General features: G+C 64.5%; 15 protein-coding genes. 6 read left to right on the top strand and 9 right to left on the bottom strand.

Translation table 11 applies throughout. The annotated features are described in order from the left end of the window. Positions 1-999 (bottom strand): MFS transporter (locus EN738_RS16745; protein WP_145966863.1); only part of this gene is annotated, 999 nt, incomplete at its 3' end. Positions 1,000-1,171: 172 nt separating this feature from the next. Here EN738_RS16745 and EN738_RS16750 point away from each other — a divergent pair. Together EN738_RS16750 and EN738_RS16755 are read left to right on the top strand one after the other, a co-directional pair. Further along, positions 1,172-2,149, top strand: a complete 978-nt coding sequence (locus tag EN738_RS16750; RefSeq protein WP_127284644.1) for an AraC family transcriptional regulator — start codon at positions 1,172-1,174, stop codon at positions 2,147-2,149. A gap of 105 nt (positions 2,150-2,254) precedes the next feature. After that, a complete protein-coding gene (locus EN738_RS16755; protein ID WP_127284645.1) occupies positions 2,255-2,686 on the top strand; it encodes a DUF4437 domain-containing protein in 432 nt (143 codons plus the stop codon). A gap of 45 nt (positions 2,687-2,731) precedes the next feature. Here the strand turns inward: EN738_RS16755 and EN738_RS16760 are convergent, their stop codons facing one another. The 7 genes from EN738_RS16760 to EN738_RS16790 all read right to left on the bottom strand — a co-directional run bounded on the left by EN738_RS16760 (position 2,732) and on the right by EN738_RS16790 (position 9,418). Beyond that, positions 2,732-3,808: an ABC transporter ATP-binding protein gene (locus EN738_RS16760; protein WP_127284646.1), complete on the bottom strand. Its 1,077-nt coding sequence runs from the start codon at positions 3,806-3,808 to the stop codon at positions 2,732-2,734. Beyond that, on the bottom strand, positions 3,808-4,914 hold the full coding sequence (locus EN738_RS16765; RefSeq protein WP_127284647.1) for an ABC transporter ATP-binding protein: 1,107 nt from the start codon (positions 4,912-4,914) through the stop codon (positions 3,808-3,810). Before EN738_RS16765 ends, EN738_RS16760 begins: the two co-directional genes overlap by 1 nt. Then, positions 4,911-5,132, bottom strand: coding sequence for a hypothetical protein (locus EN738_RS16770; protein WP_127284648.1), 222 nt, complete (start codon positions 5,130-5,132; stop codon positions 4,911-4,913). Before EN738_RS16770 ends, EN738_RS16765 begins: the two co-directional genes overlap by 4 nt. Continuing rightward, positions 5,129-6,085 (bottom strand): carbohydrate ABC transporter permease, encoded by a 957-nt coding sequence (locus EN738_RS16775; RefSeq protein WP_127284649.1) that lies wholly within the window; start codon positions 6,083-6,085, stop codon positions 5,129-5,131. The genes EN738_RS16770 and EN738_RS16775 overlap by 4 nt, the downstream gene beginning before the upstream one ends. A 1-nt stretch (position 6,086) precedes the next feature. Then, complete coding sequence (locus tag EN738_RS16780; RefSeq protein ID WP_126058200.1) at positions 6,087-6,992, bottom strand: sugar ABC transporter permease; 906 nt, start codon at positions 6,990-6,992, stop codon at positions 6,087-6,089. A 66-nt stretch (positions 6,993-7,058) separates the two neighbouring features. Continuing rightward, positions 7,059-8,375 (bottom strand): extracellular solute-binding protein, encoded by a 1,317-nt coding sequence (locus EN738_RS16785; protein WP_127284650.1) that lies wholly within the window; start codon positions 8,373-8,375, stop codon positions 7,059-7,061. Positions 8,376-8,731: 356 nt separating this feature from the next. Further along, positions 8,732-9,418, bottom strand: coding sequence for a TetR/AcrR family transcriptional regulator (locus EN738_RS16790; RefSeq protein WP_127284651.1), 687 nt, complete (start codon positions 9,416-9,418; stop codon positions 8,732-8,734). A gap of 92 nt (positions 9,419-9,510) precedes the next feature. Between EN738_RS16790 and EN738_RS16795 the strand changes: the two genes are divergently transcribed. The 3 genes from EN738_RS16795 to EN738_RS16805 are packed head-to-tail and all read left to right on the top strand — an operon-like array spanning position 9,511 to position 12,006. Next, positions 9,511-10,707, top strand: coding sequence for a Tm-1-like ATP-binding domain-containing protein (locus EN738_RS16795; protein WP_127284652.1), 1,197 nt, complete (start codon positions 9,511-9,513; stop codon positions 10,705-10,707). Positions 10,708-10,718: 11 nt separating this feature from the next. Continuing rightward, a complete protein-coding gene (locus tag EN738_RS16800; protein ID WP_127284653.1) occupies positions 10,719-11,585 on the top strand; it encodes a phosphoenolpyruvate hydrolase family protein in 867 nt (288 codons plus the stop codon). 4 nt (positions 11,586-11,589) lie between these two features. Beyond that, positions 11,590-12,006 (top strand): cupin domain-containing protein, encoded by a 417-nt coding sequence (locus EN738_RS16805; RefSeq protein WP_127284654.1) that lies wholly within the window; start codon positions 11,590-11,592, stop codon positions 12,004-12,006. A 173-nt stretch (positions 12,007-12,179) separates the two neighbouring features. Here EN738_RS16805 and EN738_RS16810 read toward each other — a convergent pair whose 3' ends face one another. Then, complete coding sequence (locus EN738_RS16810; protein WP_127284655.1) at positions 12,180-13,367, bottom strand: Xaa-Pro peptidase family protein; 1,188 nt, start codon at positions 13,365-13,367, stop codon at positions 12,180-12,182. Positions 13,368-13,750: 383 nt separating this feature from the next. Here EN738_RS16810 and EN738_RS16815 point away from each other — a divergent pair, with 383 nt between their 5' ends. Then, positions 13,751-15,361: an ABC transporter substrate-binding protein gene (locus EN738_RS16815; protein WP_127284656.1), complete on the top strand. Its 1,611-nt coding sequence runs from the start codon at positions 13,751-13,753 to the stop codon at positions 15,359-15,361. The last annotated feature ends 71 nt before the right edge of the window (positions 15,362-15,432 follow it).

Consider the following 15,432-nt stretch of genomic DNA (forward strand, 5'->3'; position numbering starts at 1 on the left):
CCCGACCGGCACCGCGCCGAAGGCGAAGCCCCAGGCGGCGACGGCGATCGCCGCCGTCACCGGCGATGCGCCAAGCGTCAGCAGCACCAGCGCCGACAGGGCAATCAGCAGCGGCGCCAGGGCGACCGCGGCCTTCAGGTTGCGCTCGGCCATGAAGCCGCCGGCGAAGTTGCCGAAGAAGCCGCCGATGCCATAGCCGAGCAGCACCAGCGAGATCGTCTCGATCGGCAGCACCGGAACCACTTCCAGATACGGGCGCACATAGGTGAAGCCGGCAAAGTGACCCGAGGCGACCAGCAGCACGACCAGCAGCGCCGCCCTGATCATCGGCCGCTTCAAGACCTCCAGCAAGGTGCGCACGCTGGCCACGCCGGCCGGCGGCAGCCGCGGGATGGTGGCAAGCTGCACCAAGAGCGCCAGTGCGCCGACGACGGCCGCGATCATGAAGGCGGTGCGCCAGCCCCAGACGTCGCCGACATAGGCGCCGACCGGCGCGGCGGTGACGGTGGCGACCGAAACGCCGGTGAGGATGATCGACATGGCGCGCGGCATCAGCCGCATCGGCACGAGCCTGAGCGCCATCGCCGCCGACATCGACCAGAAGCCGCCGAGCGCGACGCCGAGAACCACCCGGGCCAGAAGCAGCATGGTCAGCGAGGAAGCAAAGGCTGCGAGCAGATTGGAGACGATGAGCAGAACCGTCAGCATCCACATCACCAGCCGGCGGTCCAGCCGCTTGGTGACGATGGCCATGGTCGGCGCCGCGATCGCGCCGACCACCGCCGTCGCCGTCACCGCTTGCCCGGCAGCGCCCTCGCTGACGCCGAGGTCCTGCGCCAGCCGCGTCAGCAGGCTGGCCGGCAGGAATTCCGCCGTCACCAGGCCGAACACGCCCAGCGCCAGCGACACCACCGCGCCCCAGGCAGGCTCAGATCGTTCTTGAGAGTCGGGGCTGTCCAGAACAGCGGCGTCGATGACGCCCGTGGCGGGTTCGGTCATGGCAAGATCTCCGATCTGTTTGCGCGCCACTTAGGAAATGACCGGCTCGGCCTCCACCCGCTACATGCTTCGCGGGCGCGCTCCGTCAGTCCGATTTGTTTGCGGCGCAACATTTGGCTGCAATGCAACATAGGAAGTGACCAGATGGAGTTTCCATGCTAGAAACGCCGAAATGAATTACAATTCGTCCAAAACCGCACTGCCGGCTTCCGGCGATCCCTTGACCGACATGCTGCGCGGACTGCGCCTCGATGGCGTCGACTATGGCCGCTGCGTGCTGGGGGAACCCTGGGCGGTGTCCTTTCCCGCGCAGAAGGCGGCGCGCTTCCACTTCATCGGCCAGCAGGGATGCTGGCTGTTCTCGCCGGCGAAGGAATGGATCGAGCTGTCGGTCGGCGACGCGCTATTGATCCCGCGCGGCGACGAGCACGTTCTGGCCAGCGCGCCGGGCGTGCCTGCTGTGCCGATCGGCCGCTACAGCATCGAGCCGGTTTGCGAGAACATCTACGACGTCTCCAATGGCTGCGATGGCTGCAAGACCCTGCTGTTCTGCGGCAGGATGCATTTCAACCTCGACGGCTCGCATCCGCTGCTCGACATGATGCCGGACCTGATGCAGGCGCATAAGCTGATGGCGAACGCGCCGGGCATCCAGCACCTGCTCGATGCGATGGCCGGCGAGGTGACGATGGACCGGGTCGGTTCCGGCGGCATCCTGGCGCGCCTCGCCGATGTGCTGGCCGCCACCATCATCCGCTCGTGGGTGGAGAACGGCTGCGGCGACGCCACCGGCTGGATCGCCGCCGTCCGCAATCCCGATGTCGGCAAGGTGCTTGCCGCCATCCACCTGAACCCGGACCGCGACTGGACGGTCGAGTCGCTGGCGCGGATGATGGGAGCCTCGCGTTCCGCCTTCGCCCAGCGCTTCGCCACCGTGGTCGGCGAGACGCCGGCCAAATATGTGCTCAGCGTTCGCATGCACCAGGCGCGGCAATGGCTGGCCCGCGACGGCATGCGGGTTTCGGTGGCCGCGAGCAGGCTGGGCTATGATTCCGAGGCGTCCTTCAGCCGCGCCTTCAAGCGCGTCATGGGCGTGGCGCCGAGCCATCTGCGCAACACCGGCGACGGCGACGACAGCCCGGTCGCCTGAACGCGGGTCGGCTCCTGTCGCCTGGAGGAATTGCCAAGTGTTTTGGACGCAGCGTCATTCCCTGCCGGCGGGGGCGGCTTAAGCTGGCCGGCGGAGGAACCCGCCATGGCCAATCACCCAGCCTTGCTTGCGCTCGCCGCGCTCACCGTCTTTCCGGGGCGGGCATTCGCCCTCGAAGACAGCTACCTGCCGGCGAACAAGATCCCTTACGCTGTCGAAGCGCCGGACCAGCCGCAGCGCCTCGGCCCGCTATGGGGCGAGCGTGCAAAGGGCCCGGCGGGAACCTTGCTCAAAGTTCCCGGCAACTGGCGCGCGCCTGTCCACGCGCATACCGCGGACTATCGCGCCGTGGTCATTGAGGGGCTGTGGGCGCACTGGCAGATGGATGGCGGCGAGGCGAACAGGGTCGAGTTGCCGCCAGGGTCCTACTGGACCCAGAAGGCCAATGAGATGCATGACGATGCCTGCCTGTCGGACACGGAGTGCGTGATCCTGCTGATCAACGACACGCCCTACGAGACCTATCTGCCGAAGTAGCCAGACGATGCGCCTGCCAGCCCCGGTTGCTTGAAAATCGTCAGGCTAGCTGGCGTGCCGCAGGCTGACCCCGCTGCCCTTGTCGAACAGCACCACCTTGTCCGGGTTCCAGGCGAAGCGGACCGGCTGCTCGATCTCGACATCGGTTCTCGCCGGCACCGTGGCGCGCAGCATGGTGTCGCCGACCCTGAGCGTCAGGATCTTCTCGACGCCGTGGTTTTCGACATCGTGGACGTGGGCCTCCACCGGCGCGCCGCTCTCCAGATAGACATCCTCCGGACGAATGCCGAAGACGAGCGGACGACCGTCGGCCGCATTGCCGGCTCCTGAAAGCGGCAGTTCGAAATTCATCGGCGCCATCACCGCGCGATTGTCGACGAGCTTGCCGTCGATGAGGTTCATCGGCGGCGAGCCGACGAAGCTCGCCACATAGGTGTCGCGCGGGTTGTTGTAGATCTCCTGCGGCGTGCCGGTCTGGACGATGCGGCCATGATTGAGCACGCCGACCTTGTCGCCCATCGACATCGCCTCGATCTGGTCGTGGGTGACGAACAGGAAGGTGGCGCCGAGCTGCATCTGCAGGTTCTTCAGTTCCGTGCGCAGCGCCTCGCGCAGCTTTGCGTCGAGCGCCGACAGCGGCTCGTCCATCAGGAACACGCGCGGCTTGCGCACGATGGCCCGGCCGATCGAGACGCGCTGCATCTCGCCGCCGGACAGCCGGTCGGTCTTGCGGTCGAGCAGATGCTCGATCCGGAGCGTGCGGGCGGCGCGGGCGACGCGATCCTTGATCTCGGCGTCCGGCAGCCGGCGGATCTTCGGCTTCAACGGGAATTCGAGGTTCTCGCGCACCGTGTAGCGCGGGTAGAGCGAATATTGCTGCAGCACCAGCGCCACGTCGCGCTCGGCCGCGCCCCAGTCGGCGACATCGACGCCGTCGATGAAAACCTGGCCTTCGGTAGGCTTCTCGAGCCCGGCAATGAGCCGCAGCGTCGTCGTCTTGCCGGCGCCGGTCTCGCCGAGCAGCACGAAGAACTCGCCGTCGGCGATTTCGAGGTTGAGGCTCGTCAGCGCGGTGTGGCCACCGAACTTCTTGGTGATGTTCTTCAGTTCGATATGGGCCATTACAGCCTCACCCCCAATGACTTGCCGCTTGCCGTATCGAAGAAATGCGCCTGCTCGGGATCGATGCGGACATGCACCTTCTCGCCGGGGCCGGCGACGTAGCCGGCCTTGGTGCGGGCGCGCAGCATCTTGGAGCCGACCTTGAGGTCGACAATGTCGAAGGAGCCGAGCGGTTCGATGATATGCGCCTCCACCGGCAAGTAGCCCGGCGCGGCCTCGCGCCGGACGAGCACGCCTTCGGGCCGGATACCCAGCGTCAGGCCGCCATTGGCAGCGTGGCCATTGAGCTTCGACAAGAGCGCGCTCGGGAACTCGAACCCCGCGGGCGCATCGCCGACCGTGACGGTGGCGAGGCTGGCCGCTTCGGCAACGCTGGCCTCGGTGATGTTCATCACCGGACTGCCAACGAATTGGGCGACGAACAAATTGGCCGGGTGCGAATAAACTTCGTCCGGCGTGCCGACCTGCTGGATGAAGCCCTCATGCATGATGACGATACGGTCGGCGAGGCTCATCGCCTCGATCTGGTCGTGGGTGACATAGATCGTGGTCGAACCCTGCTTGATGTGCAGCCGTTTGATCTCGGCCCGCATCTCCTCGCGCAGCTTGGCGTCGAGCGCGCCGATCGGCTCGTCCATCAGCATCGCCTTTGGACGCCGCACCAGCGCGCGGCCGATCGCCACGCGCTGCATGTCGCCGCCGGACAGCGCCGACGGCTTCTTGCCGAGCAGTTCGGTGATGCGCAGGACCCGGGCGACCTCGCGAACCGATTTGTCGACCTCGCCGCTGTCCATGCGCGTCGCGCGCAACGGAAAGGCGATGTTCTCGAACACCGTCATATGCGGGTAGAGCGAAAACGACTGGAACACCATGGCGATGTCGCGGTCCGCCGCCTTCAGGTGCTGCACCGCCTTGCCGTCGATCAGGATGTCGCCCTGGTCGATCGTCTCGAGCCCCGCTATCGCACGCAGCGTCGTCGTCTTGCCGCAGCCCGACTGGCCGAGCAGCACGATGAACTCGTTGTCGGCGATGGCGAGGTTCAGATTGTGGATGACCTGGACGGCACCGAAGAATTTCTCGATGCCGCGAAGTTCGATCTGCGTCACTGCCGGGCCCCCTCGTGCATTGCGGCGCCGGTTTCCTCCGGGCGCTCCGGCGCTATCTTCGACGTGATGTTGAAGCCGATCAGCCCGATCAGGATGATCGTCACGCCATAGGAATGCAGGCTGAGGCTCCATGGCTGGCAGAGCGCGATGATGCCCAGCACCATGAGGATCTGCGAGGCCGGCAAAAGGTACTTCTCGTTGACCGCGCGAAAGCTCATTTGCGGATCGCTCCGAAAGTCACGCCGCGAAGCAGGTGGTTGCGCAGCAGGAAGGTGAAGATCGCGACCGGCAGCAGGAACAGGAACGTGCCCGCCGCGATCGTCGTCCAGTCCGGCAGGCCGGAGCCGATCTGGCTGGGAATGAACGGCGGCGCGGTCTGGGCGCGCCGGTTGGTCATGATCAGCGCGAAGGCGTACTCGTTCCAGGCGGTGATGAAGCAGAACACCGCGGTGGCGGCAATGCCGGTCGCCGCTTCCGGCAGCACGATCTTGAAGAAAGCCTGCATGCGCGTGTAGCCGTCGACCAGCGCAGCCTCCTCGTACTCCTTCGGGATCTCGTCCATGAAGCCCTTCATCAGCCAGACCGAGAAGGACAGGTTGAAGGCGACGTAGAGGATGATCAGGCCGATATGCGAGTCGTTGAGGCCGACCATCCGGTACATCAGGAACATCGGGATCGCCACGACCACCGGCGGCAGCATGCGCGTCGACAGGATGAAGAAGAGAAGGTCAGCCTCGCCCGCGACCTTGAAGCGCGAGAAGCCGTAGGCGGTGAAGGTTCCCATGCCGACGGCGAGCACCGTGCTGATGACCGCCACGATCAGGCTGTTCATGAAGCGGTTGGGATACTGCGAAAGCTGCACGTCCTTGCCGACCTTCAGCACCCGCTCGCCGCCGTCATAGATGCGCTTCTCCCACCAGGGCGCGGCTTCGTAGACTTGCGGGTCGACCGGCTTCTGCATCTGCACGCGCTTGGTGAACAGACGGATGAAGGGCGTGACTTCCGGCTGGAAAAGGACGGTGGGCGGCACGCTGACCGCCAGTTCCTTCGGCTTGAACGCCGTGGAGGCGATCCAGTAGATCGGCGCGAGGAAGATCAGCGTCGCGACCAGCACCGCGACGATTGCCGCGCGGTTGAGGGCGACCTCGGAAGAAGTGCGGACGGCGGCCATCTCAGCGCTCCTTCACCTTGTTGAGGTACTTCACGTAGAGGTTGGTGATAGCCAGCACCATGATCAGCACGATGTAGGCCAGCGCGCAGGACTTGCCGGTATCCCACTGCTGGAACGCCTGCTTGTAGAGCCGGATCGCAATCAGTTCGGCGGTCGGCTGGGTCGTCATCGTGTAGGCGATGTCGAAGGTCTTGAAGGCTTCCATGGTGCGGAAGATCAGCGCGATCAAAAGGATTGGCGAGACCAGCGGCAAGGTGATGCGGGTGAAGGTGTACCACCAGCCGGCGCGGTCGATCGCCGCGGCCTCGTAGAGATGCTGCGGCACGGCCGACAGGCCGGCCAGCGAAAGCAGCATGACGAAGGGCGACCACATCCAGATATCGGTGATCGCGACGGCGTAGAGCGCGCTGTCCGGGTTGGACAGCCAGGCGAAATCGCCGAGGCCGAAGACGTAGTTGATCGGGCCCCAGGACGGGCTGTAGAGCAGTTGCCAGAACAGGCCGACGACCGCGGCCGACATCATCATCGGCAACAGCAGCAGCGTGGTGATCAGGCCTTTCATCGGAAAGCTGCGGTTGAGCAGCAGCGCCAGGCCGAAGCCAACGATCATTTGGCCGGCCACCGAAACGATGACGTATTTCGCCGTGATGATGAAATTCGACCAGATGTGATCGTCGCTGAGCAGCTCACGGTAATTCTGCAGGCCGACGAACTGCCAGGGCTCGCTCCGGTTGGCCGCGAAGTTGGTGAAGGAATAGCCCAGCGAATAGATCAGCGGGAAGATGTTGAAGACGATCAGGAACACCAGCGTCGGGATGATGAACAGATTGCGGATGGTCAGATCCGACCAGCCGCGCGCGGCGGCCCTTGAGGCAGGATCGAGATGTGTGAGGGCTACCGAAGCCAACGAGCGTCTCCCTGAAACAGGAATGCCGGAGGGGAAAACCCTCCTCCGGCATTCTGAATGTGATGCTTACTTGTAGCGATTGTACTTGGTGAACGTCGCCTTCCATTCGGCGGCGGTCTTGTCGAGCGCTTCCTGGGCGGTGCCTTTGCCGCCGACCACGAACGGATAGATGTTCTGGTTCAGCTGATCGAGCACCTCGGCGTATTCCGGTGTCGCCCAGAAATCCTTGACCATGAACATCGTGTCATAGAACGCCTTGTTGTACGGCGTGGCGTTCTGGAACGCTTCCGATTTCAGCACGGCCTGGCTGCAGGTGTAGCCACCGAGGTCGGCCCACTTCTTCTGGGTCTCGTCCTTGATGAACCACTCCAGGAACTTCGTCGCCTCTTCCTGGTTCTTCGAGTACGAGACGATTGAAATTCCCTGGCCACCGAGAGCGGCGAAGCGCTTGCCGTCCGGGCCGGCCGGATTGGCGAAGAAGCCGGTCGCGTCGGCGAATGGGTTGGTGGCCTTGTTTACCAGCGGCGGGAAGAAGGCGAAGAAGTTCATGCTCATCGCGGCGAGGCCGCCGGTGATCGCCTGGTTGTCTTCCACGAAGAAGGTCTTGCCCCAACCCGGAGGCGTGAACTTGTAGAGTTCCTTGTACATGTCGAGGCCGGCGGCGGCCTCCTTCGAATTGGTGATGCCGTCGACCTTGTAGGTTGCGTAGTCGCCGAGGTCGCCGCCATAGCTGAAGATTGCGCTTTCGACGCCCATCGCCATCGCGTCATAGGAATTGTCGGTGTAGATGGCGACGCCGTACCGCTTCTGGTCCGGACGGTGGAAGAACTCGGCGATGTCGCGCAGCTGCGCATACGTCTTCGGCACGTCGAGGTCGTAATTGTACTTCGCCTTGAAGGCTTCCTTCTCCTTCGGATCCTCGAACCAGTCCTTGCGATAGGACCAGCCGATCGCATCGCCTTCGAGCGGGATCGCCCAGTATTTGCCGGAACCGCCGGGGTATTCGGCATAGTACTTGACTGTGGCTGGCGCCATCACGTCGCCAAGCTTGTGCTTGTTGAAGAAGTCGGTGAGGTCGACATAGTGGCCTTGCGTCGAACCGGCGCCGAGCCATTGCGAGTCGCCGACCACCATGTCGTAGGCGTCGCCGTGCGCGTTGAACTCGGTGAAAGCCTTGGTCTGGAAATCCGGCCATGGCGTCGTCTGCACCGTGACCTTCACGCCGGTCTCGGCTGTGTAGTCGTTGACGAGTTCCTGCAGATAGTTGGCCGGATCCCATTCCGCCCAGAAGATGGTGAGTTCCTTTTCCTGCGCGTAGACGGACGTTCCGCAGGCAAGCGTCAGGCCGATACCAGCAAGCACGCTGGTCACTAACTTGCGCATAATGTTTCCTCCCTTGTGCGCATTCTACCGTGTCATGCGAGCCGGCGACGAGGCCGGCCCTGGTAGTTCCTCCCGTGATGGCACTTTCCGGTTTGGGCCTCCTCGCCCGGCCGAAAATGGATCGCCACCTTCACTTTCGATCCGCTTCGACTATTCTGATCTGGTATTACCAATTTCGGACGGACGTCAAGCTCTTTCTTGAGCGATCAAGAATCGCCGGACAAGCCATTTGCAGCGGTATCTGCCTGTTTTCCCTTAATTTTCCTACTCCTTGATACGTATGCACCTTGTTCCGGTCACCTCATCGGGCCTATTATGCACAACTGGTCACGCCATCTGGTCCAACCAGATTTGCTTTATTTGGCCATTACCGCCGACGCGCCGCCACCTTCCGATTCCGCCAGGGCAGCCCGCACCAGCGCGCCCGCCGCCCATTGCGCGACCGCCATCATCCGGCGGCTGTCCAGCCCCCATATGTCCTTCAGCACGATCAGCACCTCGACGCCGAACATCAGCGACAGCGCCTGCGCCAGACGCTTGAATTCGCGCGGCGGCAACTGACCCTTGAGCGGCGCGATCGCGTCCTTCAGCAGGTCGACGCGATGGCCGCGCGTGAAGGCGGGCTCGCTGCCCAGCGTGCCGGCCTGCCGCCTGGCCCATTGATCGAGCGACAGTTTCAGCGCCGCCTTGAACGTCGCCTCGAAGGCTTCGATGCGCGGCATGGCGTCGGCGAAGAGTTCGGCGACCCGACGCTCCGCATCGTCGGAAGTGGATTTCCAGGTGAGGATCGGGCCAAGCCCCTCGTCGACCACTGCCTGCACCAGTGCCGCCTGGCTTGGGAAATAGCGATAGGCGGTCGCTCGCGACACTTCGGCCGCCTCCGCCACCTCGCTGACGGAAGGCGTTGCGCCGGCCTGCATCAGCCTGGTTGCCGTCTCCAGCATAAGCCGCCTGGTGCGGGCGCGCGCGCCGCGCTCGGCCGCGCGACCTGCCCCCTGTCCGGTGTCGTCGTTCGGCGCGGCTTGTTGACGTGAGACATCCATGTCAATACGATACGCGCGTCTCAAAAAATTGCAATGGTCTTGACGGCCGGCAAGGAGCGGCGGGCGACAACGCCAGGGAGCGGGGAAACGCGATGAAGCGCATCTATGTGGTCGGCACCGCCGACACCAAGGGCGAGGAACTCGCCTTCCTGGCGGACGCGATCGCCGCCACGGGCGCCGCCGTGACCCGCGTCGACGTCGGAACGCGCGCCGCCACCGTCCCGGTCGATGTCACGGCCGGAGACATCGCCGCCCACCATTCGGATGGCCGCAACGCCGTGCTCGGCCTCGACGACCGCGGCAGGTCGGTCGCCGCGATGGCCGCCGCCTTCACCCGCTTCGTCCAGTCGCGCAGCGACATATCGGCAATGATCGGCATTGGCGGCGGCGGCGGCACCTCGATCGTCACCTCTGGCATGCGCGCGCTGCCGCTCGGCCTGCCCAAGATCATGGTCTCGACGCTTGCCTCCGGCGACACCGCGCCTTACGTCGACGTCTCGGACATCGTCATGATGCCGTCGGTGACCGACATGGCCGGTCTCAACCGGCTGTCGCGCGTCGTGCTGCACAATGCCGCCCAGGCGATCTCGGGCATGGCAGCAAAACCCGCACCCGCCTCCGACGGCAAGCCGTCGCTGGGGCTCACCATGTTCGGCGTGACCACGCCGTGTGTGACCGCGATCGCCGACCAGCTGCGCGCCAGCTATGACTGTATGGTCTTCCACGCCACCGGCACCGGCGGCCGCACCATGGAGAAGCTCGCCGATTCGAGGCTGCTCGCCGGTCTCCTCGACATCACCACGACGGAGGTTTGCGATCTACTGTTCGGCGGCGTGCTGCCGGCGACGGAGGATCGCTTCGGCGCCGTCGCTCGCACGAAGCTGCCCTATGTCGGCTCGGTCGGCGCGCTCGACATGGTCAACTTCTGGGCGCCGCCGACCATTCCGGAGCACTATCGCGGGCGCCTGTTCTATGAGCACAATTCCAACGTGACGCTGATGCGCACGACGCCGGCCGAATGCCGCGCGATCGGCGCATGGATCGGCGAAAGGCTGAGCCGCTGCGAGGGTCCGCTCCACTTCCTGATTCCGGAAAAGGGCGTCTCGGCGCTCGACATCGAAGGCGGCGCCTTCTTCGACCCGGAAGCCGACGCGGCGCTGTTCGAGGCCGTCGAGCGTTCGATCCGCCCCAACGCGACGCGGCGGGTGACGCGCCTGCCGTTGCACATCAACGACCCCGAATTCGCCAGGGCCGCGACCGCGGCCTTCCTCGATATCGCCAAGAAGTGAGACCCGGACGCATGGCCGCCATTCCGCGCAAGAAAATTTTGGAGAAATTCCGCAAGATGATCGCCGACGGCGTGCCGATCGTCGGCGGCGGCGCCGGCACCGGCCTGTCGGCCAAGGCCGAGGAAGCCGGCGGCATCGACCTCATCATCATCTACAATTCCGGCCGCTATCGCATGGCCGGGCGCGGCTCGGCCGCCGGCCTGCTCGCGTATGGCAATGCCAACGAGATCGTCAAGGAGATGGCCTACGAGGTGCTGCCGGTGGTGAGGAAGACGCCGGTGCTGGCCGGCGTCAACGGCACCGATCCGTTCGTCATCATGCCGCTGTTCCTGGCCGAACTGAAGACGATGGGCTTTTCCGGCGTGCAGAACTTCCCCACCATCGGCCTGTTCGACGGCACCATGCGGCAGAGCTTCGAGGAAACCGGCATGGGTTTTGGGCTGGAGGTCGACATGATCGCCGAAGCGCACAAGCTCGACCTCCTGACCACGCCCTACGTCTTCAACCCGGACGAGGCGCGCGCCATGACCAAAGCCGGCGCCGACATCGTCGTCGCTCATATGGGCGTGACGACGGGCGGCTCGATCGGCGCCACTTCGGCGAAGTCGCTCGACGACTGTGTGAAGGAGATCGATGCCATCGCGGCGGCCGCGCGCTCGGTGCGCAAGGACGTGATCCTGCTTTGCCATGGCGGGCCGATCTCGATGCCGGACGATGCCCGCTATATCCTCGAGCGCTGCGAAGGGCTGCATGGCTTCTATGGCGCGAGTTCGATGGAACGGCTGCCGGCGGAGGCCGCAATCGCCAAACAGACGGCTGACTTCAAGGCTGTCGCGGTCGGCGGCGGCAAGGCGACCATCAAGAAAAAGAAGGGATGAGACGATGACCGACAAGAGCAAGGTGTTCGTGTATCCGAAGGACGTCAGCGCCTTCGGCTTCGACTGGGGCAGGCTGGCCCTGACGGTCGCGCCCGAAGTGAACGGCGCCGAGCGTTTTTCCGGCGGCGTCGTCGACCTGCCCTCCGGCAAGGGCCACACCCGCCACAACCATCCCGGCGCCGAAGAAATCATCTTCGTCATCTCCGGCCATGGCGAGCAGATGGTCGAAGACGAAGAAGGCAATCCGGTGGTCGCGAAGGTCGGCCCCGGCTGCACCATCTACGTGCCTGAAAGCCGCTTCCACTCGACGCTCAACACCGGCGACCAGCCGATGCAGCTCTTCGTCGTCTATTCGCCGGCCGGGCCGGAACTGGCGCTGCGGGATTTGCCGGATTTCAGGCTGATGCCGGCAGGGGAGTGAACCTTCGAAGCTGGCGCCGCCCCTCATTGTCCTGCCGGACATTTCTCCCCGTAGAACGGGGAGAAAGACGCCTTCGTCAACGATTTCGCAAATCGCCGAAGCTGCCTTCTTCTCCCCGTTCTACGGGGAGAAGGTGCCGGCAGGCGGATGAGGGGCGGCGCCGACTTTCGGCCTTATGAAATCCCGCCCCTGTTCCACCCTCTGGCCCGGTCGCCGAACATCACATAGCCGGTGTCCGTCACCGCGACCGTATCCTCCAGCTTGATGAAGCCGCGCGCAGGGTGGAGCATCGTCGTCTCGACCGACAGCACCATGTTCTGTTCCAGCGGCTTCCCGGCGTAGGTGCCTTCATAGGTGACCGGGTGGTTGGTCATAAGGAATGGCGCCTCATGCGTGATCAGCCCCATGCCGTGGGCGAAGAAATCCGTGTAAGGCGCTACCTTAGAGGCTTTCAGCACGCCCTCGGCATGGGCGATCATATCGCCGCCGAGCGTGCCCGCCCTGACCTTCGAAAACGCCGCCTGCTGGACGGCTTCGACCTCGGCCAGCAGATCCTCCAGCTCGGCGTCCGGCTCGCCGAGGATGCCCATGCGGCAGAGATCGCCGATATAGCCGTGATAGTTGCCGCCGGAATCGATCGACAGCACCTCGCCCTGCTTCCACGCCTGCGGCGAGGCCGCGCGGTTGTGGCTTGAGCCCAGCGTCAGCAGGCAATATTCGAAATGCGCGCCGCGATTGGTCTCCTCGCGCCGCAGCTGCTCGATGATCTCGGTCTTGGTCGTGCCTTCGCGCGCCCACTGGATGGTCGCCAGCATGGAATCGGTGATCAGCTCCGAGGCGACGCGCAGCTTTTCGAGCTCGGCGTCGGTCTTGATGGCGCGCATGCGCTCCAGCATGCCGGTCGCGTCGATGAGCTTCGCATCCGGTAGCGCCTTGCGGATCAGCGTGTAGGCATCCGACGGCAGGAAGGCCGGCTCGATGCCGATGCGGGCACCGCCCTTGCCGATCTTCTGCACATGCTCGACGGCAAGATTGGCGGCGTCCAGCGTGCCCCAGCAGGCAGCGTGCAGGGTCGGTGTCCAGAACGGGTTGTTCTGGTGCTCGGCGCCCTCCATGCGGTTGCCGATATAGGCGGCACGGTCCGGTCCGCCCTTCTCGTAGACGACGATCGGCAGATAGCGGCTGTGGCCGATCGCATCCATGGCGGCGAAGAAGATGAACTTGTAGCCGCCGAGCAGATATTGCGTGTTGTGCTTGGAAGTGGCGAGCAGCACGTCGATGCCCGCTTCCTCCATCAGCCCGTCCAACCTTTCCTGGTCGAATGGAATGGCGACCGCATTCTTGCCCGGGGCGATGTTCATTTTTCTCTCCCTGAATGTGCCCTCCGATCGGACCGGCTCGCCGGCTGGTCTTGTGGCTGATCGTCTGGCTGTCGGCCAAATCTGCACCAGCTCCCCCACTCTGGTCCAGCCAGAAATAGGCGCCCTTGGCCTGCAGAGACTTCTCAAAGCCGAGTCTCGCACGCCAATCGCCATATCTGGTCCTACCAGTCTGGTTGATTGGGTCGCTTCCTGGCTACTGGTCCAGCGGACGAAAATTTCAAAGCCACGCCACCATGCGCCAATTCCGTCTCTGGCGAAACCCTCGGCAAGGGCCATAATCGCCGCCGCAAGGACGTTCGCGGAGCCGCTGGCGTCGAGGGGAATTGGCGCCCGCCGGGTGGCGCGGAGGACGGAGGTCGATCATGTCAGCTTTCACCATTTCCAGGCGCACCGTGCTTGCCGGCTCGGCGGCGCTGCTCGCCTCCACCGCCATGCCGGTGATCGGTCGCGCGCAGACGCCGAAGAGGGGTGGCCGTCTGGTCGTTGCCGCCGATTCCGAGCCGCGCAACCTCAACCCGGCGATCGTCGCCTCCAACGGCGTATTCTTCATCTCCAGCAAGGTCGTGGAGACGCTGGCCGAGGCTTCCTTCGACGGCAAGGACGGGCTCCAGCCACGCCTGGCGCTGTCCTGGGAAGGTGCTGCCGACGGCCTCTCGGTGACGTTCAAGCTGCGCGACGGCGTCAAGTGGCATGACGGCAAGCCGTTCACCTCCGCCGACGTCGCCTTCTCGGCGCTGCAGCTGTGGAAGCCGCTGCAGAATCTCGGCCGCACCGTGTTCAAGGATCTCAGCGCGGTCGACACGCCGGACGAGCTGACCGCCGTGTTCAAATTCGCCAAACCGACGCCGTTCCAGCTGATCCGCAATGCGCTGCCGGCACTGTCAAGCGTCGTGCCGAAGCATGTCTATGAGAACGGCAAGATCGAGGAGAACCCGGCCAACAACGCGCCCGTCGGCACCGGCCCGTACAAATTCGCCGAATACAAGGCCGGCCAATACTACCGGCTGGCGAAGAACGCCGACTACTGGGGCAAGGACGAGCCCTATCTCGACGAGATCGTCTACCAGGTGCTCCCCGATCGCACCTCGGCGGCCGCGGCACTCGAGGCGGAAGAGATCCAGCTTGCCGCCTTCTCCGCCGTGCCGCTCGCCGATCTCGACCGCATCTCCAAGGTGCCGGGCCTGAAGGTGATCACCAAGGGCTATGAGGGGCTGACCTACCAGCTCGTCGTCGAGATCAATCATCGGCGCAAGGAACTCTCCGACCTCAAGGTGCGCCAGGCGATCGCCCATGCCATCGACAAGGACTTCGTCGTCAAGACGATCTTCCTCGGCTATGCCGCCACCGCGACCGGCCCGGTGCCGAAGAACGACCCGCAGTTCTACACCCCCGACGTGCCGACCTATGCCTTCGATGTCGCCAAGGCCAATGCTCTTCTCGACGAGGCCGGCTACAAGAAAGGCCCCGACGGCAATCGCTTCTCGCTGAAGCTCCTGCCGGCGCCCTATTTCAACGAGACCAAGCAGTTCGGCGACTATTTGCGCCAGGCGCTCGCCGCCGTCGGCATCGACGCCGAGCTGCTCAACAACGACTCTCCCGCGCACATCAAGGCCGTCTACACCGACCATGCCTTCGACCTCGCCGTCGGTCCGCCGGTGTTCCGCGGCGACCCGGCGATCTCGACCACCATCCTGGTGCAGAGCGGCATCCCGGACGGCGTGCCCTTCTCCAACCAGGGCGGCTACAAGAACGCGGAGCTCGACGCGCTCATCGCCAAGGCATCGGAGACGCTCGACACCACCGCCCGCACCGAGCTCTACAAGGAATTTCAGAAAAAGGTCGCGGCCGACCTGCCGCTGATCAACGTCGCCGAATGGAGCTTCATCAGCGTCGCGCGTGATACGGTCGGCAACATCGCCAACAACCCGCGCTGGGCGGTGTCGAACTGGGCGGACACCTATTTGGCGGGCTGATCCCATACTTGCGCATCGACAGCTCGGGTGCTCAGCTTCGAGAATGAGAGCTCCTTCGCGCCCCCCTCTGT

Origin of the sequence: Mesorhizobium sp. M4B.F.Ca.ET.017.02.2.1, from assembly GCF_003998955.1 — a bacterium.
GTDB classification, from domain to species: domain Bacteria; phylum Pseudomonadota; class Alphaproteobacteria; order Rhizobiales; family Rhizobiaceae; genus Mesorhizobium; species Mesorhizobium abyssinicae.